The sequence below is a fragment of the Stackebrandtia sp. genome (assembly GCF_035643755.1).
Lineage (GTDB): Bacteria > Actinomycetota > Actinomycetes > Mycobacteriales > Micromonosporaceae > Stackebrandtia.
Genome location: NZ_DASQPW010000121.1, coordinates 1 through 23,610, shown reverse-complemented (window position 1 = coordinate 23,610; position 23,610 = coordinate 1). Strand labels below are relative to the sequence as shown.

Here is a 23,610-nt window from a genome sequence, read left to right as displayed (position 1 = left end):
GGCTTCCCTTGGTGACGCGTGGCTGCCGGGGCCACGCTCCTAATGGGTCACAAGCAGGTTACCGTCCGGTATTACCAAGCGTTCCAGAGAAACCCGACAAATTTATACATGTTTATTGCTAGAAACATGACAACTTTTCATGTTTATCGCAGGTCACAGCCAGCCGTGCTTGCGCGCCGCGCTCACCGCCTCCATGCGATTGCGGGCGCCGAGCTTGTGGATCGCCGTCGACAGGTAGTTGCGCACCGTGCCGTGCGACAGGTGGACGCGCGAGGCGATGTCCGACACCGTCGACCCGTCGGCGGCCACGCGCAGCACGTCGGTCTCGCGCTTGGACAGCGGATTGGGCCCCGCCGACAGCGCCGCGGCGGCCAGCGCCGGGTCGATGACCCGTTCGCCGTTGAGGACCCGACGGATCGCCGCGGCCAGCTCGGCGGCCGGGCCGTCCTTCACCAGGAAGGCGGCGGCGCCGGATTCCATGGCGCGGCGCAGGAAGCCGGGACGGCCGAAGGTCGTGAGGATCATGACCCTGCACTCCGGCTGGGTGGCGGCCAGCTCCGAGGCCACCGCGAGCCCGTCGCGGCCGGGCATCTCGATGTCCAGCAGCGCCACGTCGGGCCGCGTGGCGCGGGCGGCGGCCAGCGCCTCGTCGCCGCTGCCGGCCTCCGCCACCACCTCGATGTCGTCCTCGAGGCTGAGCAGCGCTTTCAGGGCGCCGCGGACCATGGACTGGTCCTCGGCGAGCATCACCGTGATCATGCGTTGGCTCCCGTCAGGTCGCGCATCGGCGCCTCGATGGTCAAAACGAATCCTCCCCGCGGCGACGGCGCCGCACTCAGGTCACCGCCCAGTGCGGACACTCTTTCGCCGAGTCCGTTGAGACCGTTGCCGAAGCCGGTCTCGCTCGCGCCGGTTCCGTTGTCGCGCACGGTGAGCCGTGCGCGGCGGTCGTCGACGTCCAGTTCGACGTCGCAGCGGTCGGCGCGCGAGTGCCTCACCACGTTGGTGACGGCCTCGCGTACGGCCCAGCCGAAGATGCCGTCCAGGGCGGAATGCAGCGGCGCGTCGCCGCGCCGCACGTGCAGCGCGATCCCGGCGGCACCCAGCACCTGGCGGGCCGCCTCCAGCTCGGAGGCCAGACCGGGCTGGCGGTATCCCGACACCGCGTCGCGGACCTCGGCGAGCGACCGCCGCGCCACGGTCTCGACGTCGGCGATCTCGTCGGCCACCGCGGAGCCCTCCTTGGCGGCCATCCGTTTGGCCAGTTCGCTTTTCAGCACGATGAGCGACAGCGAGTGCCCCAGCAGGTCGTGGAGGTCGCGGGCGATGCGCAGCCGCTCCTCCGACACGGCCAGTCGGGCGTTGTCGGCGCGGGCGCGGCGCAGCTGGACCACCAGGACGCGGGTGTGGCGCAGGCTGACGAACACCAGGGTGAGGGTGACGTTGTCCACCAGCCACACCCACATGGACGACGACGGCACGCCCAGCACCATCGCCTGGACCACCAGCGACGCCCCGATGGCGGCCGCACAGGCCAGCGCGCGGGGAGCCGGCATCCCCATCGCATACACAATGGACGAATAGATGCCCAGCACCACCCACTGGTACCCGAAGACGTACGGGAAGGCCACGCTCATGGCGCCGACCACGACGAACAGCGGCATCGCGAGTCGTCCGGGGTGCTCCAGGTCCCTGACGGTCATCGGGATCGTCAGGAAGCACGCCGCGAACGCCGCCAGGGCCACCATTCCCGCGGCCTTGAGGCCGAGGGAGTGGTGTCCCGACAGCAGGGCGCTGGCGGGGTAGGCCAGGTAGCACAACCCCAGCGGCATCATCAGGAACTTGCGCCAGCCGCGGTTCCTCGCGATGGGCTCGCTGAACGGCATCCACCGGAGCAACGTGTTCGACTCGGTCACGCCGTCACGGTAGCCGCGCGGCGGACCCGCAGCGCCGCCACCACCAGCAGGGCGAGCGCGCCCGCGGCGAAGATCACGTGGCTGGCCAGCATCACGGCGGGCGAGGCGGGCATGACGCCGTTGGTGAAGAAGCCGTGCCACGCGTAGGTGAGGATCGCGCCGGAAGCCAGGGCGAGGCGGTGCCAGGGCCCCCAGCCGGGCTTGCGCGACCAGACCAGGATGATCACCGCCATGCCCAGCTCGGCGATGCCCAGGGCGACCACGCCGATCCAGGTGGGCAGCCAGGTCCACCCGGCCTCGAACACCACTCCCGCGACCAGGGCGGTGGCCAGCACCAGCCAGGCGGACGGGGCCCGTCCGGTGCCCGGCGTCCGCGCCGGCCGCAGCCTGAACGCCACCACGATGAGGACGGCGGCGATGACGACGACGGTGGCCAGCTGCGGAATCGACGCCATGAAGCGGCCCATGCCGACGTAGGTGAACACCGTCGTGGCCGCGGCGCCGAGGAACGCCAGGATGGCGGTGACGGCCAGTCCGATCTTCCCCAGCCAGGGAGTGGTGCGGCGTTCCAGTGACATCTCCTCGACGATGGCGATGGGGGCGCTGATGCTCCACACCGTGTGGAGGGTGAGCACGAACATCGTCCATGGCACCGCGATGCCAAGCGCGGGAATGAAACCGTGCTCCAGCAGATGGGCTCCGGCGTAGTTCGGATTGAACAGCGACTGGGTCATGAGGCCCTCTTCGATGACGCCGTACGCGAGTCCGAGCAGCACGATGGAGGGCCAACCGAGATCGAAACGACGCGCCAGCTCGCGGATCAGCAGTGCGGCGCCACCATAGGTGGGGCCCAGCAGAATCAGGGGGAACAGGACGGTGATGGGAAAGTCGCCGAGCAGGTATTCGGCGATCAGCGGGGCCAGCAGGAAGAGCCCCGCGGCGGAGGCGAATTTCTTCATGCCTCCAGGCTCGCCGCGATTCGGTGTGTCCGCTGCTGGTGCGCGTCAACGATTTCCTATGACAAACGTCAGATGCCGCGGTCGACGGCCACGGCGACGCCGTCCAGCAGTTGGCCAAGGCCGCGGGCGAAGCGTTCGTCGGGTGTGGACATGCCGCCGAACAGCCGCCGCAGGGCACCGGCGCGATCGGCGCCGCCCAGCAGCTTGGCGACCTGCGGGAAGTGCCCGGTGTCGAGCTGGGTGTCGAGGTACCCGGCGATCGCCCGCATCGTCTCGTCCGACAGGGATTCGGCGCCGGGCTCGATGTCGGTCTTGGCCACGAACCCGCACACGAAGTCGTCGATCAGCTCGATGAGTTCGACCTTGGCGGTGCCGGGCAGGCCGGTGCCGTCGACGGCGGCCAGCGACTGTTCGAAGTGGCGCAGGGCGTTGGGGCTCATGCCGCCGCCGCCCATGCCGTACACCGCCCAGGGGTGGCGGATCAGGGTGTCGCGGGTCTGGTGGGCGATGGCGGTCAGCGCGTCGCGCCAGCCGGTCGTCAGCGCCGAGGAGTCGACCAGCATCTCCGACAGGATGAGGTCGTCCATCAGGGCCTCGAGCTCGCTTTTGGACTTGACGTAGTGGTACAGCGTCATGGTGCCCGCGCCCAGATCTGCGGCCACCCGGCGCATGGACACCGCGTCGATGCCCTCGGCGTCGGCGATCGCCACGGCCGCCTCGGCGATCTGTCTTCGGGTGAATCGCGGTCGCCGCGATCCCGGCTCGGGCCGGGCCCAGGCCGGTGCGTGCTGGGTGGATTCGCTCGATTCGCTCGCCATTGTGGTACACCGTACCAGTCTCGTTTTCGTACGGCGTATGGTTTACTCATACAGCGTACGAAACCCCGAGGAGCCAACCGTGAACACCGCCCCGACCCGCCGCTTCGCCCGCGCCAACGCCGTCGGCGCCCCGCGCGAGGTCATCGCCATCGCCACCGAACCGCTGGAGCCCCCCGCCCCGGGCCACCTGGTCATCGAGGTGGAGGCCGCCGCGATCAACCACTCCGAGTCCCTGGCGATGGCCGGCGGCTACTACGCCGAGAAGCTCGAGTTCCCGGCGCCGCTGGGCTACGAGGGCGCCGGCGTGGTCGTGCGGGCCGGCAACGGGACCACCGTGGACGTGGGCACCGCCGTGGCCTTCGTGGCGCCCGGAACCGGCGCCTGCGCCACCCACGTCACCATCCCCGAGTCCTTCGCCGTCGCCCGCCCCGAGGGCATGTCCCCCGCCACCGCCGCCCGAGTCCCCAGCGCCGGAATCACCGCGCGCCTGTTGACCCGGGTGCGCGACGACTGGGACGGCGCGAGCGCCGCGGTGTGGGGCGCGGCCGGACCCGTGGGCCGGATGCTCTCGGGGTTCCTCGCGGAGTCCGGGGCCACCGTGTGCGGGATCGCCTCGGGCGACAGGGTTTGCGACGTCACCGCGGTCGGCGCGGCCCACGCGGTCGACCGCGGCGCGGGCGACGTGGCGGCGGCGGTCAGGGAGGCCACCGGCGGCAGGGGTGTCGACGTCGTGTTCGACTGCGTCGGGGCGCCGACCTATGACTCCAGCCTGGCGATGTTGGCGACGCGCGGCCTGTACGTCAGCTTCGGCCAGGTGTCGGGCTCACTGCCCCCGGTGGACCTGATGGCGTTGATGGAAAGGGGCCTCAAGGTCACCAAGTTCGGCGGCGGCAGCGCCTACATGGACGGATTCTCCGAGTTCGGCGAGTTGCTGTCGCGGGCGGTCACCGCCGCCGCGAACCGTCCCGCGCTGGTGTCGCGGCCGGGCGGCGAGTTCGCGCTCGACGAGGTCGTCGCGGCGTTCGAGGCGCTGGGCAAGGGCGCGCCGGGAAAGATCGTGGTGCGCCCGTAGCGCCGGTTGGGTATCGTCGCGATCTATGTCGACAGCACGAAAGGCCGCGGTCGCGGCGATGCGGCGGCTGGCGCGGGATTTCTGGGATCGCCACGGCGAACGCGTCACCGTCGACATCGGCGGCGAGGCCGACTCCTACGAGGTCGCCGCCGCGGACGGCGCCGTGACGATCCGGGCGGGCGGCGCGGGATGCGCCGTCGCCGCCTTCCGCGCCTACCTCGAGACCGTTCGGTGTGGACACTTCAGCCGCGGCGGGTCCTGGGTGAAAGCGCCCGAGGACCTGCCGCCGCTCGCATCGCCGCTGAGTGCCCGCTCCCGCCGCCGGGTCCGCTACGCGTACAACCCCACCGTCTTCGGCTACACGACTCCCTATTGGACGTGGCGCACGTGGGAGCGCGAGCTGGACCTGTTGGCCGCCAGCGGCATCAACCTGGCGTACCTGCCCATCGGCGTCGAGGCGATCTGGCGCGACGTCCTCGTCGGCCTGGGTCTCGACCGCGAGTCCGTTCTCGACTGGATCGCGCTGCCCGGCCGCCTCCCGTGGCAGCTCATGGGAAACCTGCACGGCCACGGCGGCATGACCGACGCGCTCGTCGACGCCCGATCGCGGCTGGGCCAACGCATCGCGAAACGGATGCGGCAGCTCGACATCGAGCCCGTCCTGCCCGGCTTCGCCGGCTACGTGCCCGACGGCCTGGCCGCCCACCTCGCCGACGCCCGCGTCCTGCCCCAGGGCGACTGGAACGGCTACGACCGCCCCGGCTGGCTCGACCCCACCTGCGGCGCCTTCGCCGCGGTTGCGTCGTCCTATTACGACAAACAGGCCGAGCTCTTCGGCCACCGCCGCCACCAGTCGGTCGATCTGCTCTTCGAGGGCGGCAGCGGAGACGACGTGTCCCTTCCCGACGCCACGGCCGCCATCGCCGCGTCCATGTCCCGCGCCCACGACGACTACGTCTGGGTCGTCCAGGTCTGGCAGGACAGCCCCCGTCCCGCGATGCTCGACGCCCTCGACGCCGACCACACCCTGCTGCTCGACCTGCTCGGCGACACCTGGCCCCGCCCGGCCGTCCGCACCGACGTCCCCTGGGCCCGAGGCGAACTGTCCAACTTCGGTGGCCGCCCCGGCCTGCACGGCGGCCTCGGCGACTTCGCCGACCACCCCGCCGACACCGACCCGGCCCTGGTCGGCACGGCGTTCTGCTCCGAGGCGACGCACACCAACCCCGTGGTCTGGTCCCTGTTCACCGACGTGGCCTGGCACGACGAGGCCATCGACCTCTCGGCCTGGCTGCGCGACTACGTCGCCCGCCGCTACGGCACCGCCAACCGCCACGCCACCCGCGCCTGGCAGGGCCTCCTGGCCACCGTCTACCGGCCGCGCATCGACCCGTCCGCCGCCACCGACTCCATCCTGGCCGCCAGACCCGCCCTCGACGCCGACCGCGCCTCCCCCTGCGCCCCGCGCTATCTCCCCTACCCTCCCGAGGCCCTGGAGGTCGCCTGGCGCGATCTCCTCAACGCCCGCAACGAATGCGGCCACATCGACACCTACCAATACGACCTGATCGACGTCACCCGCCAGGTCGTCGTCAACCGCGCCCGCACCCTGCTTCCCCTGCTGCGCACCGCCTACCTGTCCCGCGAACCCGACCGATTCGACAAGCTGCGCACCCAGTTCCTCGACCTCTTCGACCTCCTCGACCCCGCCCTGGCCACCCGACCCGAGTTCCTCCTCGCCCCCTGGCTGGCCACCGCCCGCGCCCTGGGCACCACCGCCGCCGAATCCGACGCCCTCGAACACGACGCCCGCACCCTCATCACCACCTGGGGCGACCCACCCGCGGTGTCCCCCGTGCTGTACGAGTACGCCAACCGCGAATGGTCGGGCCTCGTGTCCACCTACTACCGTCCACGATGGGCAAAGTATCTGGACGCCCTGTCAACGGCGCTGCGCGACGACACCGAACCCGACCTCCCCGCCGACGCGACCGTCTGGACCGACGCCGACCCGCACCCCGCCGCGCCCGAAGGAGACGTCGTGGCCGTGGCCCGCGCCATCCACCTAGGACTCCCGTACTTCGAGGGCCTGCCCTAAACGGACCTAGGCGCCGATACGCATGACGATCTTCCCCGTCGTCTCGCGCCGCTCGAGGGCCGCGAACCCCTCGGCGGTGCGTTCCCAGTCCATGACGAGTCCGATGTGGGGCGTGAGCCGCCCGTCGGCCACCAGCTCCGCCAGGATGCCCAGGTCCTCGCCCTTGGTCTCGTCGGGGACGGGGCTGACGAACCCGATGACGTGAGCGTTCCAGCCCTGGGCGTAAAAGTCCGAAATGCTGATGCTCGTGTCACCCGCGACCTTCCCGTACAGCGCGAGCTGCCCGCCGGGGGCCATGTGGCGAATGGCCTGCGCGGTCTGCGCGCCCCCGATTCCGTCCAGCACCACATGGAACGGCCCGAGATCGTCGGCGTCCAACGACGTCACCACCCGATGCGCACCGAGCGCCCGCACCCCCGCCTCGCGTTCGCTCCGGCTGACCTGCGCGGTCACCCGGGCACCGGCGGCAACCGCCAACTGCACCGCGAACTGTCCGACGCCGCCCGACGCCCCGGTGACCAACACCTGGCGCCCCAACACGGCACCGCCCACCCGCAGCGCCCGCAGCGCGGTCAACCCGGCGACGGGCAGCGAGGCCGCCTGCTCGAACGACACCCGATCGTCCAGCGCCGCAACGCAATGCGACGGCACGACGACCCGCTCCGCCCAGCCCTCCCAGTCCAAATAGCACACCACCCGCGCACCCACGCCCGGCCCGGAACCATCCCCGGCCGCGGCCACCACGACCCCGGCCACATCCTGCCCCGGCCGCCACCCGTCCGGCCGCCGCGCGATCAGGTTCGCCTCGTCGTGATTGATCGCGAACGCCCGCACCTCAACCACCACATCGTGCCCGGACGGCACCGGCTCGGCCAGATCGTCCACCAACCGCAACCCACCGGCCCCCTTCGGGTCGGTAACAAATCCACGCAACGCTGCTCCATTCACCGGGGCCGCCAACTCGCGACGAGTGTAGATCCGACATGGGCTTCGAGCACCAGGCGCCGCCGGACGTCACAGGGCTGCCCTAGGCTCCCGAACCATGGCTAATTCCCTCTCCGACCTTGCCGAGCTGCTCCGCGAGTTCGCCAACGAGCGCGACTGGCACCAGTTCCACACACCGAAGAACCTGTCCATGGCGCTGGCGGGCGAGGCCGGTGAGCTGCTGGCCGAACTGCAGTGGCTCACCCCCGAGGAGAGCGCTGTGCTCGCCGGGGACGCCAAGGCCCGGGTGGCCGCCGAAATGGCCGACGTCCTCAACTACCTGGTGCGCCTGGCTGACGTGCTCGACGTGGACCTGCTCGCCGAGGCCGAGGCCAAGATCGCCCACAGCGCCAAGCGATACCCGGCGGATCGGTGGCGGGGCAGTGCTCGCAAGGCACCGCCGCTTTCGTTACTGGCAGGGTGAACAAAGTCCGCCGACCGCCGAAGGGATGAAATCCGTTGCCGCGCACCATCACCCGATATTGCTCCTCGGACTGCGCATCCTCGATTTCACGGTGATTTACCCGTTTGAGGACGGAAATGGCCGCATCGCGAGGTTGTTGACCAACGCGCTGCTGGGCGACAGTGGATACACCCTCGGCCGTGACGTCAGCCTGGAGCAGGAGATAGCCGACTCCTCGGTCGAGTACTACAACGCGCTGCTCGAATCGACCCACCAGTGGCACGACGGGGGCCATGACCCCTGGCCGTGGCCGTGGCCGTCCTACTTCACCACCATCCTGGCTACCGCCTATGAGCGCTTCGGCCAGAGAGCCGCCGCCGGGTGCGATAGTGGCTCCAAGCAGGACCGAGTGCGTGCCCATGTCCTACGCCATGTGCCACAGCGCTTCCCGATGGCAGAACTGCGGCGCGCTCTCCCCGGCATCAGCGACCCGATCATCAGGTTGGTGCTCGACCAGCTCCGCAAGAGCGGACAGATAACCGCCGAAGGCTCGGGCCGCTCGGCGACCTGGCGGCGTACCTGCTAAGCCGTCTTGCCCGTAATGTCGCGCGATGCTGCTCGATCCAGCCGCGTTCATCGGGCCAACCATCCTCGACTTCAAACTCGCCTGGCTCGAGTTCGGGGTAGCCGAGCGCGGCACGGAACTCCGCCACACCAATGACGGGAATGCCATAGCCGCGGGCCTTCTTCGCCTTACCTGACAGGGAATCGGGGTCCGCTGCCACCAGGAGCTTGACCTTCTTGGTGATGCCACTGTGGGGAACAAAGCCGCGATCGGCGGCGCGCTGCAGCCACACCGTGCGGGGCTCCGCCATGTCGCCCGTGAACACGATCATGTCGCCGCGGCCGATCGGCAACGCCGCGGCCGCGGAGGGGGTTTGATTTGCCGTGGCCGCCTTTTTGAGCGCGATCTCGACGGAATCGGAACCAAGCGCGAGAATGTCCGACACCTGGTGCAAGTCGGCTTCCTCGCTTGGGGACAACACTCCATCGGACAACGCGACCCGCGCCAGTGCTTCCAGGTATCCCCGATGCAAACCGTCGACCTGGGGAGCATCGAGACTCAGGCTTTCGGCGAGCGCCCGCAGCGCCCCCGACTCGTCGGCCGACAAATAACGGTCCGACAGCGCCTCATCCAGAACCGCAAGATACGGATCGCTGGTCTCGGCGGCGTCCACACGGGGCAGGAAGTCGACCAGGTTCGCCACGAACCCTGTTCTCGGCTTCGGCTTACCTGTCTTCGGATCCCGGGCACGAAGCGGGACGTCCCGCGCCGCGATACTAGGCCAGGCCGCCGATCGAGACGCCTTGAGACGGTCCTCCCACGGCACCAGCCCACCCGCATGGGCAATGTAATGCTCCAGCAGCCGCGCGGACGCCATGGCGTCCGACAGCGCCGAATGCCACCCCGTGAGGCTGATCCCCGCCGCCTTGCAGCACTCGGGAAGCGATCGCCCGGCCCCCTCCAAAAAGGTGCGCGACCAGTTCATGGTGCACACGCCGAGCTCGTGGTTGAACGGGAGCCGCAGCCCCATGCGGTCGAACTCGGCGGCGAGAAACGCCATGTCGAACGGTAGGTTGTGCGCGACAAGCGTGCGCCCCGCCAGCACCTTCACCAGGTCTCCCGCGAGGTCCTCAAACCTCGGGGCCTCGAGCACCTCTCGTGCCATGATCCCGTGAATGCGCTGCGGCCCAAGGTCTCGATCGGGATTAAGCAATGTGGACCATTCGCCTTCCACATGCCCCGACTCGTCGGCGAGGACCACACCGATCTCCACGATCCTGTGGTGTCCCTTCGGAAACTTACCCGTGGTTTCGGTGTCGAACACGGCGTACATCGCGGCCCCCTTGCCATGACTGTGCGGCTTCTTCGCACGTTAGCCGCGGCCCGCAACCACCTGCCAGGGCATTTGGTCCACCGTCGATCCGCCGTCGGTCATGGTGATGCTGGCAGGCCGGTCACCGGATTCCCGCCGTGTTACTCAACCAACGGCATCAGCGACTTCACCACCGCGTTGATCGCCTGCTTGTCCGCGCTCCAGGTCGTCTTCTTTCCCCACAGACCCAGCACGATCACGATGTAGCGATGGTCGGCGCCGACCGTGCCCGTGGTGTGCAGGGAGCGGCCGATGCGGCAGCAGGACCAGCCCTGTTTGACCGCCCAGGGTTGGGAGCCTGCCGCCGTGGGGATGCCGAAGTATTGGTTGAAGCCGTCGGAACCGGTGCGGGAGGCGTGTTCCAGGGCCGACATGATGATGCGGCGGGAGGGGGCGGGGGCGTCGTCGAGGATGTAGCGGTAGATGCGGACCAAGTCGGAGGCGGTGGAGGTGGTGAAGCCCCACCAGATGGGGTCGTCGGGGGGTTTGGTGTGGGACAGGCCGATCTTGGAGGTCATGCGGGCGATGACGTCGGTCTTGCCGCCCTGCCACCACAGTTCGCGGGCGATGGCGTCGTCGCTGTACCGCAGCATGTCGGAGACCTCGGAGGGGTCTCCGCCGCTGTCGAGTGTGTCCAGTGCTATGAGGAGCTTGACCACGGAGAGCATCTTGAAGGGCTTGTTCGCGTGGTACTGGAGGGTGGCGCGGTGGTTGACGGTGTCGTACACCGTGATGCCGTAAACGCCCGTGGAGGTGTCGACCGTGACCGTGGTGTCGCCGTCGTAGCCCGATGTGAGGGGCGAAGAGGCGTCGGTGCTCAGCAGGCCGGATCGGGAGCCCGATCCGAATGCGAGGGCGGCGTAGGTCCACAGTAGGGTGATTGTCAGGATGGTCGTTAGGGGCAGTATCCAGAGGGTTCGCTTCCGCATCATGGGAAGCACGGTCGTTCTTATGTGGATAAGAGCGCGCTAAGTGCCCCTCATGCGCCGCCGCGAATTCGCGGGAGGTTTCAGTCGATCGGGGTTCCGTTGCTCTTGGGCTCCAGGGAGTCGATCCACTCGACCGCGTCGCCGGCGCAGTAGAAGTTGACGACGACCTGGTAGGGCGGCGTTTCGCTGTCGAAGATCACCGCCTTCCACGTGGTCTCCAGGTCTTCTTGGCCGTTGACGATCCAGCCGGCGGCGGGGATCGCCGCGACGTTGGAGACCTGGCTGTCCTTGCAGGAGACGGTGACGGTGCCCGCCGTCGTCACCTTCGTTTTGCCTGGTGGGAGGCGGTAGGGGTCGGATTTGCTGGCCGAGGGCGGGTGGGTGCTGGCGTGGTCGAGGGCGTTGTCGACGTCGGCCTGATCGAGGACGTTCGGCGAGGTGACGCCGTCGCCCGTGTACAGGACGGTGGCGGCGCCACCCACCACGGTGATCACCGCCGCGATCGTCCACAGGGCCACTGCGGCCAGCGTTCGTCTCATGGCACCATCGTTTCGCCGTCGGGGTTAAGAGAATGCTAAGCGCCGGTCAAGGCGGGGATTCGGCGGCGCACCCTCGGGGGCGGACGCATTACGCTGGGCCGGTGCCCCATGTGCTCGTCATCGAGGACGATCCCGACGTGCGTTACGCGCTGCTGCGCGGTCTGCACGACCGCGGCCATGCCACCAGCTCCGCGGCCAACGGCATCGCGGGCCTGTCCGAGGCGAAACGGCGCGAGCCCGACGTGATCGTGCTCGACCTGGGGCTTCCCGACGTGGACGGCGTCGAGGTGTTGAAGATGCTGCGCGCCGTCAGCCGGATACCCGTGGTGGTGGTGACCGCGCGGGACGAGGAGCGGCAGATCGTCGCGGCCCTCGACAACGGCGCCGACGACTACGTGGTGAAGCCGTGCGGGGTGGCGCAGCTGGAGGCGCGGATCCGGGCCGTGTTGCGGCGGGTGGGCGACAAGCGGCGGGTGGAGCCGTTGGTGGTGGGTGGCCTGGTGATCGATCCTCGCGCCCGCACCGCCGTCCTGGACGGCGACCAGCTGGACCTGGCGGCGCGCGAGTTCGACCTGCTGAACTATCTGGCCGAGCGCGCCGGGCAGGTGGTGAGCAAGCGGGAGCTGCTGGCCGAGGTGTGGCACTTCGCGTACGGCGGGGCCGAGAAGACCGTGGACGTCCACATGTCGTGGCTGCGGCGCAAGCTCGGGGAGTCGGCGCAACAGCCCCGGTACCTGCACACCGTGCGGCGGGTCGGGGTCAAGTTGACGGCGCCCGGGGAAGCCTGATGCGGCGGCAGCTGGCGGGGCTGGTGGCGGCGACCACGTCCCTGGTGTTGCTGGCGCTCCTGGTGCCGGTGGCGCTGCTGCTGCGGTCGCAGGCGGAGCAGCGGGCGATCGCGGAGGCGACCGTGCGGGCGCAGTCGATCGCGCAGCTGGTGCCGACGCTGAAGGGGAGCTCCGGGGACCTCGGCAAGGGGGTGACGGTGTTCCTGCCCAACGGCACCAGCATCGGCGCCCACGCCAAGCGCGACTCGTCGGTGGAGCTCGCCGCCACCGGGCGGGCGTTCGTCGCCTCGACCGGTGGGGGCGTGGAGGTGTTGGTGCCCACCAGTTCCAGCGACAGCGGCACCGCCGTGGTGCGGGTGTTCGTGGACAACTCGGCGCTGCACCAGGGCGTCACGCGGACGCTGCTCATCCTGGGAGCCATCGTGTTCGTGGTGTTCGGGCTGGGGATCGTGGTGGCCGACCGCCTGGGGCGGCGCACGGTGTCGTCGGTGGCGCGGCTGGCGTCCACCGCGGATCGGCTGGCGACCGGGGACCTGTCGGTGCGGGTGGAGCCCAGCGGAACCCCGGAGATCAAGCGGGTGGGGCGGGAGCTGAACCGGCTGGCCGCGCGGATCCACGAGCTGCTCAGCGCCGAGCGCGAGGAGGTGGCGGATCTGGCGCACCGGTTGCGGACCCCGCTGACCGCGCTGCGCATGAACATCGACAATGTGGACGATTCCGAGCAGGCGGCGCGGTTGTCCCATTCGGTCGCGGTCCTGGCCAGCCACGTCGACGAGTTGATCCGCACGGCGCGGCGCCCGATCCGCGAGGGCGTGTCGGTGTCGGGCGATCTGGCCATGGTGGCCGCCGACCGGTTGCGGTTTTGGAGCGCCCTGGCCGAGGACGACGGGCGGCAGCTCACCGGGGCGATCACGGCGGCGCCGGTGGCGGTGCGCGCCAGCCGCGACGACCTGGCCGCCGCGTTGGATGTGTTGCTGGACAACGCGTTTCGTCACACGGCCGACGGCGCCGAGATTCGCGTCGTCGTGACCGCCGACCGCGCCGTCACCATCGACGACGCCGGCGACGGCTTCATCGCGCCGGTCAATCGGGGCACCGCGGTCGGGTTCACCGGGCTGGGTCTGGACATCGCGCGCCGCACCGCCAAGGCCTCGGGCGGGGGCGTCGTCATCGGCGCCTCCCCGCTGGGCGGCGCCCGCGTCAGGCTCCGCTTCGGGCCGCCGCGGTAGCGGCGCGAGGCGCGAGGGCCACGGCCAGCGCGATCGGCACCAGGAGCAGCCCGAAGGCGGCGACGAAGGCGCCCGTGGTCGCGGCGTGGATCGCGTTGAACACCGCGGATACGAAGCCCAGCACCATGACCTGGCCGAGGTTCTGGGTGGTCTGCATGGCGCTGCTGGCGTGGCCCTGGCGTTCGGGCGGGCTGTGGTCCAGCGACAGCAGGGTCAGCGCGGGCGTCAGCATCCCCATGCCGAGCGCGGCGGCGACCAGGGACGCGGCGGCGGCGTACGCGGGCACGGCGGGCAGGGTTCCGATGGCGGCCAGGACGGCGGCCACGCCCATGGCGATCGCGCCGACGGCGACCAGGCGGTGGCGGGGCACGCGTTCGGCGAGGCGCCCGTGCAGCCAGGAGGAGGCGGCCCAGGCGACGGCGGCTCCGGTGAACGCCAGCCCGGTCAGCACCCCGGGTACCTTTCGGACGGTCGTCAACAGCAAGGGCACGAACGCTTCCAGCGTGAAGTAGGTGCCCGACGCCAGGCCGCGCAGCAGCGCGGTGGCGGGCAGTCCTTTGACGGCGCGCCAGGTCCCCGGCGGCAGCAGGCGCGGGGTGAACACCGCCAGCAGCGCGAAGCCGACGGCGGTGAACACCAGGTGCTGAATGTCCCAAGCGGACACTCCGTATTGGGCGATCGCGGCGCCCAGGCTCACCGCCACGGCCACCCAGAGGTTGGGGCGCGGCGACGCGGCGTCCGCGCCGCCCGGCGAGCTGGACCGTCGCAGCAGGAAAACGACTGCCAGCGCGGGGATCGCGGTGGCGATGGCCAGTCCGTAGAACACCACCCGCCACGACCACCAGCCCACCACGAGTCCCGCCACGGGCGGGCCGATCAGGGACGGCACGATCCAGCAGGTGCTCATCAGGGCGAGCACCCGCGCCCGGAGTTTGTCGGGATAGGACTGTCCTATCGCGGTGTTGATGGCCACCGCGAGCACGCCCGAGGCCAGCCCGTCGAGGAAGCGCCCCGCCGCCAGCTGCCACACGGTGGTGCTGGACGCCGACACCAGCAGCGTGATCACCGCCAGCACCATCCCGGCGGCCAGCGGGCGGCGCGCCCCGGCGCGGTCCGACCAGTAGCCGCCCAGCACGCCGCCGAACAGGCCCGCGGCCACGAAACTGCCCGCCACCAAGGGATACAGCCTCACGCCGTCCACGTCGCGGGCCGCCACGGGCAGGATCGGGATCACGGCCAGGGCGGCGAACGCGGCCAGGAACATCACGGCCGCGTAGCTGACGGTGGATACGGCGTAGCGCCGCGAGAAGATGCCGTCGGAGACGGCGGCGGGGGCGGTGGTCACGGGCGGGACACTAGGCCACCGTCATGAACGACGGCTAGTCGTTTTGGGCGCCGGCCGGGTTGGCGTCGCCGCCGAGATAGGTGCCGTGCCCGGCGATCACCCGCTCGCCGTCGAAGATCAGCACCTCGTTGACGAGGCCGCCCTTCTGGTTGCGGTAGTTGATGACCAGCGCGTCAACGCCGACATAGGTGGCCACGACCTCGAAGCGCAGGTCGGGGATGCGCCGCAGCCCCTCGGTCCAGTAATCCCGCAGCGCCGGCTTGCCGCGCAGCACCCCGTCGCCGCCGAGCAGCTGGGCGGCGACGGGCGAGGTGAAGGTGACGTCGTCGGCGAAGTGCGCCAGCAGCGCGTCGAGGTCGTGTGCGTTCCAGGCGGCCAGCCAGTCGGCGGCGAAGGCGCGGGCTCGGGCGTGATCCATGGGACGACGGTAGGGCCCGTCGCGCGGATCGTTTCGGCCGGCGGCGTTGTCGGCGAGGAATCGCCGCCCGGTCGCGACAAAGGCCCCTCCTCCGCCTTGCGAGCCTCGGCCCCGGAACGTCACGTCGCACGAAGATCCACGCCGACAGCCCCTAGCCCCGCGCGGGGCGCAGGATCGTCTCGGAACCGATGGGCGTGAACCCGGTCGCCAGGAAGGCCCGCAGGGAGCGGGCGTTGCCGGGGGACACCGCGGCGAACACGGGTTGCCCGGCGGGCACCAGGCTGAGGGCGTCGCGCAGCAGCGCCCGGCCGTGTCCGGTGCCGGCGTCGGTGTCGATCTCGATGCTGAGCTCGCGGCGCCCGGCCAGGCCGTCGGACAGGGTGATCAGGCCGCGTTCGTCGCGGTACACGCGGACGTTGTCGCGCAGTTCGCGGGCGTGCCGCACCCTCGGGTGGTCCACGGAGTCGGCGCGCGGGATGCGTTGGGGTCCACCGGTTCCGCGCGCGAAGAGCGTGGCGTCGATGGTGCCGATGTGGCCGTGCGGCCCCGCGAGCCAGCGCAGGAAGTCCGGGGCCAGGGAGGCGCCGAAGCCGTCGGCCGCGCGGCGGGCCACCTGCCCGGCGTCCAGCGCGGTGGCGATGACGGCGTGGCCGGTGAACGCCACGGACGCCTCGAGGCCGCGGGGCAGGGCGGGCGTCACGGTGACCCCGCCGTCGACGGGCGGGAACCTGCCGTCGGCGGCGTCGCCGAACAGCCTCAGCAGCGGGTGGGACATGGGCCAAGACCCTATGCCATGTCGCCCCCGCGAACCCTCCGAAGGCTTGCGCGGTCCGTGAAAGAGCCAATACCATCGGTGGCATGACCGAGCCGATGGCACCACGGCGATTCCACGAATCGGACGGTGTCGAGGACTGGCGCGTGCTGAACAACCGCGCCTGCGCACTCTTTCGCACCGGGTCGTTCGCCAGGGGCGTCGAGCTGGTGGACGCGATCGGCCGCCTGGCCGACGCCGCCGACCATCACCCCGACGTCGACCTGAGATATCCGGCGGTGACGGTGCGGCTGGAAACCCACGACGCCGGCGGGCTCAGCCAGCGCGACGTCGACCTGGCCCGCCAGATCTCCGGGGCGGCCCGCGAGCTCGGGTTGTCCGCCGACCCGTCGGCCGTCCAGTTCATGCGGATCGCGATCGACACCGCGCGCCGCGACGAGGTGCTGCCGTTTTGGCGGGCGCTGATGGGTTACCGCGTTCGCGACGAGTCCAACCTGGACGATCCGCTGGCGCTGGAGGCGCCGATCTGGTTCCAGGACATGACAAGGCCGCGCGCCCACCGCAACAGAATCCACATTGACCTGTCCGTTCCGCACGATCACGCCGTGGCGCGGGTGGCGGCGGCCCTGACCGCGGGCGGGCGTCTGATCAGCGACTCCCACGCGCCCGCGTGGTGGACGCTGGCCGATCCGGAGGGCAACGAGGTCGACGTGTGCACGTGGCGGGGCCGCCAGTGAGCGTCGCCGCGGGGCTGTTATAACCGGAGGCCGTGAGGCGAATCGTGATCGCGGCCGTGGTGTTGGGGCTGCTGGTGTCGCTGGCCGGGTGCGGCAACCCCGGCGCGTTCGCCGCGCCCGCCTGGGAGGCGACGCGGATGCTTCCCCGTGCCGATCCGTTGTGGACGACCGCGGGCGACGGCGGCACCGAGGGCACCCCGCTGATCGCGCAGCGCGCCCTGATCAGCCACTCCTATCACGACTACGCCGACGACCATCGCGGTTACCCCGTCGACGTCATCACCGCGCACGACCTGTCCACCGGAAAGACACTGTGGACGTCACACGGCCCCAACATCCAGGCCACGGTGCGCGGCGACCAGGTGGTACTGCGCGACAGGGGTCGCTTCACCGTCCGCCGCGCCCACGATGGACACATCGTCGCGAGGTTCACCGCGTCGGGCGCGACAAGCTATGCGGTCGTTGGGGACTCGCTGATCTATCTCACCGGCTCGGGGCGGCTGGTGGCGGTGAGCCTCGCCGAGGGCAAGCGGCTGTGGGACACCGCGGTGCCCCGGCGCTACCGCGACCGCGCCAATCTGGTGGTGCCGCGCCAGGCCGACGCGCTGGAGCCGGCGCAGACGCTGCCGGCCACGCAGTTCGCGGTGAACCGGGCGGTGGACTCGCCGGTGGTGCTGGTGTCGCGGTCCTACGGGGTCGACGGGGCCACGGCCTTCAACTCCACCACGGGAAACCGGCAGTGGACGTCCCCCGTCGACAGCCGCGGCAGCGACACGACGCCGCTGCAACCGCCGCTGGTCACCGGCCGGGGAACCCTGTACGCGTCCTTTCCCGCGACCAGGTGCACCCGCACGTCGTACCTTTTGGACACCAGGGACGGCCGTGCGCGCGAGTTCACCGATCACGCCTACCGCGGGCATTCCGGCTGCCGTTTCGACGCCACGCCGCGCATCGACGGCGACGAACTGTTCACAGTGGATTCCAAGCAGCGACTCACGGTCATCGACACCTCAACGGGGGACACCCGCTGGCGCGCCGACGCGCCCCGCCCGCCCGTCTACTTTGGTCACGGCATCGTCGGCGACCAGCTGACCTATCACCCGCCCGGCGACGACAAGAAGCGCCGCGACGGCGTGCGCGCCACCGACACCCGCGACGGGGACACCTTGTGGGTCAAGCGAACCATCGCGACCGAGGGCATCTTGAACTACGCCGCCATCAGCGACACCGACCTGCTCACCGCGGCGTTCGCGAAGGTGACGCCCGACGACGTCACCGACATCGCCCGTCCGCTCCAGGTGATCGATCTGAAGTCGGGCGAGGGCCGGTGGCAGATCGACGGCGCCCGCCTGGTGGATTTCAACGCGAGCTACTACGTCTTCTCGGTCGCCGACCGCAACGGCGACGACGAGCATGTCGCCGTGGTGTCACGGCGGCATCCGCGGTTAGGGCTTGAGCTCGTAGTCGAAGCGGATCCGGTGGGTGCCGTCGTCATCGACGGTGAGCCCCCCGGTCCCGGAGATTCCGGTGAGCTCGCCGGTGCCGGAACCGGGAACGATGGTGAAGTACTCCCCCGTCCGGTCGGTGCCGGTGGTGGTGGCCGAGTGCGCGAAGTTGAAGGTGCCACGCCGACCGTTCAGGGTCCCCTCGAAGGACTCCATGGCCACGTAGGTGCCGACGCCGCTGGACTGGTCGAAGGCGGCGGTGAAGACGGTGGTCGCGCGCCCGGCGGCGTCGCCGTCGAAGTGCTTGGTCATGACCGCCACGCCCACGGGCAGCGCGGTGGTGATGGACGGCTCCAGGCTCACGTCCGCCGGTTCGAAGGTCTTCACGGCGAACGTCGCTTCGGCTTTCATGCGCACGACAATAGCGGGGCGGCCAGGCGTCCGACAATCGTCGCGGGGGTGTCGTTAACCGCGTGGGGCCGTCGTTCGGAAACAGGATGGTGCTCAGCAGGTAGGGGCGGCGATCGGGCGCGGCCTCGTTGCCGAACTTGGCGCGCAGCAGCGCCCCGAAACCCTCCAGGAGTTCGCCGAGGTCCTCGGGCGACAGCCACAGCGGGATCTGCCGGTAGGACACCAGGTCCTCGACCGGGTCGGCGTCGTCGCGGTCGAGGTAGGTGTTGAACTCGCCGATCAGCCCGGCCATGGCGGCGGCGAAGCCCTGGCGATGGTCCTCGATGGTCATGGTCCGGGCGTCGTCGGCGCCGATCCTGGATCGGTCCTGCCGCAAGCGAAAGCGCCGCTCCACGGCCCCGTGGACCCGCTGCTCCTCCACCACCTCGAGCTGCCCGGCCTCGTGGAGCACGGCCACGTGGCGGTACACGCTGGTCTTGGGGACGTCGGGAAGCGCCGCGCACAGCTCGGCGGTGGTGCGGGTCCGCCCGCCGGACATGGCGTGCACGATGCGCAAACGCACCGGGTGCAGCATCAGCTCGAGGATGTTCACCGACCCATATTCCCATATCTGGTACCATTCCCAAAACTGGGAAAGCAAACGTAGGGAGCACCCCGTGAACCACCAACCACCGCTGGGCCGCCTCGTCGAGGTCGACGGTCGTCAACTGTGGACACACATCTCGGGCGACCGGGGTCCGACCGTGGTGATCCTGCCGGGCGGCGGCACCATCGGCCTGGACTACCTGAACCTGCACGACAAGGTCGCCGAGACCGCCACCAGCGTCCTGTACGACCGCGCCGGCACCGGCTTCAGCGACCCCGCCGAACTGCCGCGCGGCTCCGCCGAGGTGGTGGAGGAACTGCGCGGGCTGCTGCGCGCCGCCGAGCTGCCCGGCCCGTACGTCTTCATCGGACACTCGCTGGGCGGCTGCTACGCCCGCGACTACGCCCACCGCCACCCCGACGAGGTGGCGGGCCTGCTGCTGCTCGACCCCGCGCACGAGGACCTGCGGAAGTACATGCCCGCCGAACTCACCAAGCGGTGGGACGCCTTCGTGGCGGCCGCCGACGCCGCGCCCGAGCTGCCCGCCGAGGTGATCGAGTTCTACCGCGCCGGGCTCACCGAGAACTTCGACTCGTGGCCGTCCGACATCCGCGACGCGATCGTCGACTACCACGTCGGCCCGGTCGGGCTGCGGACCGGAATGCTGGAGTCCAGCAACATCAAGCGGCTCAACGAGGAGATGCGCGCGATGGGCCCGCTGCCGCGGCTGCCCGTCATCGTCATGACCAGCATGGGCATCGACGAGTTCAAGCGCGCGGTGTCGACCGGCATCCCCGAGGACCTGCTGCTCAAGGAGCTCGAGGGCAAGCGGCGCCTGTACGACGACCTGGTCGCCGGGGTGCCGACGGCCGAGAACCGGCTGGTCCCCGACGCCGGGCACGTCACCATCTACACCGTCGGCTACGACCTGGTGTGCGCCGCCATCGACGACCTGCTGGCGAAGGTGTAATCACACTTCGCGCCGGAGACGACCCCTCCGCCGGCGAGGTCTGGAACCATGAGGCCACACCAGCGCCCCGGAGGTACCTCGTGAACGACTTCGCCGCCATTCCCACCACGACGCTCGCCGACCTGCTGGGGCGCCGCCAGGTGATGGACCACACCATCCATCCACTCTGGACTCCCGTGCCTCGCGTGGCGGGCCCCGCGTTCACGGTGCGCTGCCCGCGCGGCGACAACCTGATGCTGCACGCCGCCATCCACCGCGCCCCCGCGGGCGCGATCATCGTGGTGGAGTCGGGCGACCTCGACTACGCCCTGGCGGGCGGCAACGTGTGCGCGGTCGCGCGGCGCCGCGGGATCGCGGCCCTCGTGGCTGACGGCATGATCCGCGACCTCGGCGAGGTCCGCGAGGCGGCCTTCCCCGTCTTCGCCCGCGGCATCATCCCCGTCCCCGGCACCAAGCGCGCGGTGACCCCCCTGGGCGGCGAGGTGCGCTGCGGCGGCGTCACGATCGCCGCGGGCGACATCGTGGTCGCCGACGCCGAGGGCGTCGTGGTCACCCCCGCCGCCCGCGCCGCCGACACCCTGCGCGAGGCACGGGCGAGGCTGGCCGCCGAGGAGTCCGAGACCCTGGACGACTGGGAGGCGGCCCACCGCGCCAAGATCGACAAGATCCTGGCGGACAACGGCTTCCGCGACCACCATGTGGGATGACGCTTCACTCGTTCGAGGGAGAACCGCCCCCCAACCGTCACCTCTTCGCATTGGCACGGTGACTCGCTGACAAATAATCGATCGGAGCCCGCAGGACTGGAAAGATGCCACGCAACCCTCCAGAACCGCATCACACCGGAGGCACCGATGGACAGCACTTCACCGCACCCCGATTGGTTCACGCCCGCCCCCGACGGTCCACACGAGGCGTCGCGCGGCTGGGCCGCCGACAACTACACGGTGGTCTCCTTCTGCCGCAAGGACGGCGAGCGCTGGCCCTGCGCCACCGAACGCCACCGCCAACGCGAGGACGAGGGTCGCGGCGACTGAGTTGGGCCGCGGTCGACTTGCGTCACCCGCCTACCGTGTGGCGCATGGGACCAACCCGCGTCGACTATCTCGAGTCCGAGCTGGAGTCGCTTCGCAAAACCGTGCTGTTCAATGGATTCGGCCGACTGTACGGCGGCGCGCTCATGGCCTTCGTCGTGCTGGTCATGTTCCCGCCGTTCGATCCCGTGCGGGCCAGGTGGGGTGACGGCCACTCGTTCACGCTCGACTTTCCGTCGCTGCTGGGCACGCGCGGCGGTGCCCGTCCGCTCGTGCCCCTGGCGGTCTGCCTGCTGGTGATCCTCATGACGGTCATGACGTTCCGTCCCCGCCCGAGGACTCCCGTCATTCCCCTGCTCACGCCGATCCCCGCCGCGGGTCTCGTCGTCGTGATGCTGAACATCCCCCACTTCGCGGAGTACGCCCGATATCGGATCGACTCTCCGCCGATGTCGGGCGCGGGCCGCGGCTGCGTGATCCTCCTCGCCACCCTGATGGTCGTCAATATCGTCCACGCCGTCGCGATCGTCGTGACGCATCCCAAAAACCTTGGCTCCGAGCACGTCGTCCCGCCGCCGGGTGGCACGATCGCCTGATGGCCGAACCCGTGATCCGTCTCCGTCTCGATGCCGACCTCGACGCCTGCGTCGCCGTGATGCGCGAGGTGCACCTGGCCAACCACTACCCCGAGAACTGGCCGTCCGATCCGCGCGAGTTCCTGCTGGCCAAGGACGGCATCGCCGCCTGGGTCGCCGTCGACGGCGGCGACGTCGTCGGCCACGTCGTGCTGAGCGAGGCGACGACCGAGATCACGGAGCTCGCCGAGATCGGCGTCACCTTCGACGCGGCGTTGGCGGGGATCTCGCGGCTCTTCGTTTCGCCCCGGGCACGCGGGCGCGGCGTCGGCGCCGCGCTGATGGCGGCCGCCGGCTCCACGGCCGCCGAGAACCGGCGCGAGCTCATCCTGTCGGTCGTCGACGATGGACACTCCACCGCGGTGCCCATGTACGAGCACCTCGGCTGGCGATACATCGCGTCACTCGAGGCCAACTGGACGATGTCCAACGGGCAGCGCCCGCTCATGCGGTACTACCTGGGGCCTCAGTAGTACTCGCCCATCAGCTCGACCGACCACTGTGGCTGTTTGGTGGTGCCGCGGGGGGCGAACTCGCTCATGTACGGCTTGATGTCGAGGACGGGGGTGCCGTCGACCGCGTCGAGGCCGCGGACATGGATCTCGGTTTCCTTCACCTCGATGAGTTCGCAGCGGGAGACGCCCAGGCGGTTGGGGCGGTTCTTGCCGCGCTGAGCGAAGATCCCCACCAGGGGCCATTCGTTGTTGTTGCGGGGATGGCGGGCGCCGATCTGGATCTTGTCGAGCGGGACGCGATGGAAGTGGAAGACCACCTCGAGGTGGGAGAAGTCCTCCAGGCCGAAGAGGGCGGCCTTGCCGTAGCGCTCGGGATCGAGCTTGATCACCGCGGTGACGTCGCCCCAGTTGTCGTCGACGAGCTCGCTGCGGGCGCACGCGACGTGGCCGATGGGCTCCAGGGTGATGGCGTCGGATTCTTCGGGGGTCGAATTCACGTAAGACTCCTTTGGGGGTGCGCTGACCAGGACGAAGACTACCCGCCGTCGGCCGAAACGGGGATGCGGTGGTTCGTGCGCCGATCTATGGTGTCAGCGATGAATCTCGCTTATGACTCCGACGGGCACGGGCCCGCGATCCTCTTTCTGCATTCCACCGTAGCCGACCGTCGCATGTGGAACCCGCAGTGGCGGCCCATGGTCGACGCGGGGTTTCGGGTGATCCGCGCCGACTTCCCCGGCTTCGGCGACACCCCGGCCCCCGAGGAGCCGAACAACGAGGCCGACGACCTTCGGCGGTTGCTGGACTGGCTGGGGGTCGACGAGGTCGCGGTGGTCGCCGCCTCGGGCGGGGGGCAGGTGGCGCAGGAGTTCGCGGCGCGGTGGCCGCGGCGGGTGTGGGCGCTGGTGTTGGTGGCCTCGGCCGCGGCGTATCCGCGCGAGAGGTCGGAGGCGTTGCGCGCCTTCGGCACCCGCGAGGACGAGCTGTTGGAGGCCGGCGACGTCGACGCGGCCACCAAGCTCAATGTGGACACCTGGATGGGTCCCGGGGCCGACGGGGCCACCCGCGCGCTGGTCGCGGAGATGCAGCGCCACGCGTTCACCGTCCAGCTGGCCGCGCCCGAGGTGGAC

26 protein-coding genes and 2 pseudogenes are annotated in these 23,610 nt (G+C 70.2%); 14 read left to right on the top strand and 14 right to left on the bottom strand.

What is annotated here, in order from left to right; genetic code table 11:
• Positions 1 to 153 precede the first annotated feature (153 nt).
• From VE172_RS09425 to VE172_RS09410, 4 genes are all read right to left on the bottom strand, one after another.
• The gene (locus VE172_RS09425; RefSeq protein ID WP_324800343.1) at positions 154 to 759 is read right to left on the bottom strand and encodes a response regulator transcription factor; all 606 of its coding nucleotides are present in this window, start codon (positions 757 to 759) and stop codon (positions 154 to 156) included.
• On the bottom strand, positions 756 to 1,916 hold the full coding sequence (locus VE172_RS09420; protein ID WP_324800340.1) for a sensor histidine kinase: 1,161 nt from the start codon (positions 1,914 to 1,916) through the stop codon (positions 756 to 758). The genes VE172_RS09425 and VE172_RS09420 overlap by 4 nt, the downstream gene beginning before the upstream one ends.
• Entirely contained in the window at positions 1,913 to 2,875 is a 963-nt protein-coding gene (locus VE172_RS09415; RefSeq protein WP_324800338.1) for a hypothetical protein, read from the bottom strand. The genes VE172_RS09420 and VE172_RS09415 overlap by 4 nt, the downstream gene beginning before the upstream one ends.
• Positions 2,876 to 2,943: 68 nt before the next feature.
• A complete protein-coding gene (locus tag VE172_RS09410) occupies positions 2,944 to 3,693 on the bottom strand; it encodes a TetR/AcrR family transcriptional regulator (protein ID WP_324800334.1) in 750 nt (249 codons plus the stop codon).
• A 79-nt stretch (positions 3,694 to 3,772) separates the two neighbouring features.
• Here VE172_RS09410 and VE172_RS09405 point away from each other — a divergent pair, with 79 nt between their 5' ends.
• Positions 3,773 to 4,765, top strand: a complete 993-nt coding sequence (locus tag VE172_RS09405) for a zinc-binding dehydrogenase (RefSeq protein ID WP_324800331.1) — start codon at positions 3,773 to 3,775, stop codon at positions 4,763 to 4,765.
• Between the two features lie 25 nt (positions 4,766 to 4,790).
• Positions 4,791 to 6,863: an alpha-N-acetylglucosaminidase gene (locus VE172_RS09400; protein WP_324800329.1), complete on the top strand. Its 2,073-nt coding sequence runs from the start codon at positions 4,791 to 4,793 to the stop codon at positions 6,861 to 6,863.
• A gap of 6 nt (positions 6,864 to 6,869) precedes the next feature.
• Here VE172_RS09400 and VE172_RS09395 read toward each other — a convergent pair whose 3' ends face one another.
• Complete coding sequence (locus tag VE172_RS09395; RefSeq protein ID WP_324800326.1) at positions 6,870 to 7,796, bottom strand: zinc-binding dehydrogenase; 927 nt, start codon at positions 7,794 to 7,796, stop codon at positions 6,870 to 6,872.
• A gap of 109 nt (positions 7,797 to 7,905) precedes the next feature.
• Here VE172_RS09395 and VE172_RS09390 point away from each other — a divergent pair, with 109 nt between their 5' ends.
• Positions 7,906 to 8,271, top strand: coding sequence for a nucleotide pyrophosphohydrolase (locus VE172_RS09390; protein WP_324800323.1), 366 nt, complete (start codon positions 7,906 to 7,908; stop codon positions 8,269 to 8,271).
• Between the two features lie 25 nt (positions 8,272 to 8,296).
• Positions 8,297 to 8,836 carry a Fic family protein gene (locus tag VE172_RS09385; protein ID WP_324800320.1) on the top strand — a complete coding sequence of 180 codons (540 nt, stop codon included), beginning with the start codon at positions 8,297 to 8,299 and terminating at the stop codon, positions 8,834 to 8,836.
• Here the strand turns inward: VE172_RS09385 and VE172_RS09380 are convergent.
• The 3 genes from VE172_RS09380 to VE172_RS09370 form a co-directional block, all read right to left on the bottom strand.
• Positions 8,748 to 10,148 (bottom strand): exonuclease domain-containing protein, encoded by a 1,401-nt coding sequence (locus VE172_RS09380; protein ID WP_324800315.1) that lies wholly within the window; start codon positions 10,146 to 10,148, stop codon positions 8,748 to 8,750. The genes VE172_RS09385 and VE172_RS09380 overlap by 89 nt on opposite strands.
• Positions 10,149 to 10,288: 140 nt before the next feature.
• Positions 10,289 to 11,119 (bottom strand): serine hydrolase, encoded by an 831-nt coding sequence (locus VE172_RS09375; RefSeq protein ID WP_324800312.1) that lies wholly within the window; start codon positions 11,117 to 11,119, stop codon positions 10,289 to 10,291.
• A gap of 77 nt (positions 11,120 to 11,196) precedes the next feature.
• Positions 11,197 to 11,655: a hypothetical protein gene (locus VE172_RS09370; RefSeq protein WP_324800309.1), complete on the bottom strand. Its 459-nt coding sequence runs from the start codon at positions 11,653 to 11,655 to the stop codon at positions 11,197 to 11,199.
• 101 nt (positions 11,656 to 11,756) lie between these two features.
• Here VE172_RS09370 and VE172_RS09365 point away from each other — a divergent pair, with 101 nt between their 5' ends.
• Complete coding sequence (locus VE172_RS09365; RefSeq protein ID WP_324800306.1) at positions 11,757 to 12,443, top strand: response regulator transcription factor; 687 nt, start codon at positions 11,757 to 11,759, stop codon at positions 12,441 to 12,443.
• A complete protein-coding gene (locus VE172_RS09360; RefSeq protein ID WP_324800303.1) occupies positions 12,443 to 13,672 on the top strand; it encodes a HAMP domain-containing protein in 1,230 nt (409 codons plus the stop codon). The genes VE172_RS09365 and VE172_RS09360 overlap by 1 nt, the downstream gene beginning before the upstream one ends.
• Here VE172_RS09360 and VE172_RS09355 read toward each other — a convergent pair.
• The 3 genes from VE172_RS09355 to VE172_RS09345 all read right to left on the bottom strand — a co-directional run bounded on the left by VE172_RS09355 (position 13,644) and on the right by VE172_RS09345 (position 16,210).
• Complete coding sequence (locus VE172_RS09355; protein ID WP_324800300.1) at positions 13,644 to 15,017, bottom strand: MFS transporter; 1,374 nt, start codon at positions 15,015 to 15,017, stop codon at positions 13,644 to 13,646. The two genes, VE172_RS09360 and VE172_RS09355, sit on opposite strands and share 29 nt — an antisense overlap.
• A gap of 34 nt (positions 15,018 to 15,051) precedes the next feature.
• Positions 15,052 to 15,435: a nuclear transport factor 2 family protein gene (locus tag VE172_RS09350; protein WP_324800298.1), complete on the bottom strand. Its 384-nt coding sequence runs from the start codon at positions 15,433 to 15,435 to the stop codon at positions 15,052 to 15,054.
• A 151-nt stretch (positions 15,436 to 15,586) separates the two neighbouring features.
• Positions 15,587 to 16,210 carry a hypothetical protein gene (locus tag VE172_RS09345; protein ID WP_324800295.1) on the bottom strand — a complete coding sequence of 208 codons (624 nt, stop codon included), beginning with the start codon at positions 16,208 to 16,210 and terminating at the stop codon, positions 15,587 to 15,589.
• Positions 16,211 to 16,293: 83 nt separating this feature from the next.
• Between VE172_RS09345 and VE172_RS09340 the strand changes: the two genes are divergently transcribed.
• Positions 16,294 to 16,944 (top strand): VOC family protein, encoded by a 651-nt coding sequence (locus tag VE172_RS09340; protein ID WP_324800292.1) that lies wholly within the window; start codon positions 16,294 to 16,296, stop codon positions 16,942 to 16,944.
• Between the two features lie 137 nt (positions 16,945 to 17,081).
• Positions 17,082 to 18,269 (top strand): annotated as a pseudogene (locus VE172_RS09335) (outer membrane protein assembly factor BamB family protein); the annotation flags it as partial.
• Positions 18,270 to 18,389: 120 nt separating this feature from the next.
• On the opposite strand, the gene VE172_RS09330 reads toward VE172_RS09335, so the two are convergent.
• Both VE172_RS09330 and VE172_RS09325 read right to left on the bottom strand, forming a co-directional pair.
• Positions 18,390 to 18,800 carry a DUF3224 domain-containing protein gene (locus VE172_RS09330; protein ID WP_324800365.1) on the bottom strand — a complete coding sequence of 137 codons (411 nt, stop codon included), beginning with the start codon at positions 18,798 to 18,800 and terminating at the stop codon, positions 18,390 to 18,392.
• Between the two features lie 433 nt (positions 18,801 to 19,233).
• Positions 19,234 to 19,374 (bottom strand): annotated as a pseudogene (locus tag VE172_RS09325) (winged helix-turn-helix domain-containing protein); the annotation flags it as partial.
• 82 nt (positions 19,375 to 19,456) lie between these two features.
• Here VE172_RS09325 and VE172_RS09320 point away from each other — a divergent pair.
• The 5 genes from VE172_RS09320 to VE172_RS09300 all read left to right on the top strand — a co-directional run bounded on the left by VE172_RS09320 (position 19,457) and on the right by VE172_RS09300 (position 22,498).
• Positions 19,457 to 20,356, top strand: coding sequence for an alpha/beta fold hydrolase (locus tag VE172_RS09320; RefSeq protein WP_324800290.1), 900 nt, complete (start codon positions 19,457 to 19,459; stop codon positions 20,354 to 20,356).
• Positions 20,357 to 20,436: 80 nt separating this feature from the next.
• On the top strand, positions 20,437 to 21,063 hold the full coding sequence (locus VE172_RS09315; protein WP_324800287.1) for an RraA family protein: 627 nt from the start codon (positions 20,437 to 20,439) through the stop codon (positions 21,061 to 21,063).
• A 147-nt stretch (positions 21,064 to 21,210) separates the two neighbouring features.
• Positions 21,211 to 21,393: a hypothetical protein gene (locus tag VE172_RS09310; protein WP_324800284.1), complete on the top strand. Its 183-nt coding sequence runs from the start codon at positions 21,211 to 21,213 to the stop codon at positions 21,391 to 21,393.
• A gap of 44 nt (positions 21,394 to 21,437) precedes the next feature.
• A complete protein-coding gene (locus tag VE172_RS09305) occupies positions 21,438 to 21,986 on the top strand; it encodes a hypothetical protein (protein ID WP_324800282.1) in 549 nt (182 codons plus the stop codon).
• Positions 21,986 to 22,498: a GNAT family N-acetyltransferase gene (locus VE172_RS09300; protein ID WP_324800279.1), complete on the top strand. Its 513-nt coding sequence runs from the start codon at positions 21,986 to 21,988 to the stop codon at positions 22,496 to 22,498. The genes VE172_RS09305 and VE172_RS09300 overlap by 1 nt, the downstream gene beginning before the upstream one ends.
• On the opposite strand, the gene VE172_RS09295 is transcribed toward VE172_RS09300, so the two are convergent.
• Positions 22,492 to 22,977, bottom strand: a complete 486-nt coding sequence (locus tag VE172_RS09295; RefSeq protein WP_324800276.1) for an SAM-dependent methyltransferase — start codon at positions 22,975 to 22,977, stop codon at positions 22,492 to 22,494. The genes VE172_RS09300 and VE172_RS09295 overlap by 7 nt on opposite strands.
• A 99-nt stretch (positions 22,978 to 23,076) precedes the next feature.
• Between VE172_RS09295 and VE172_RS09290 the strand changes: the two genes are divergently transcribed.
• Positions 23,077 to 23,610, top strand: a 534-nt coding sequence (locus VE172_RS09290) for an alpha/beta fold hydrolase (RefSeq protein WP_324800274.1), incomplete at its 3' end; no start/stop codon positions are given.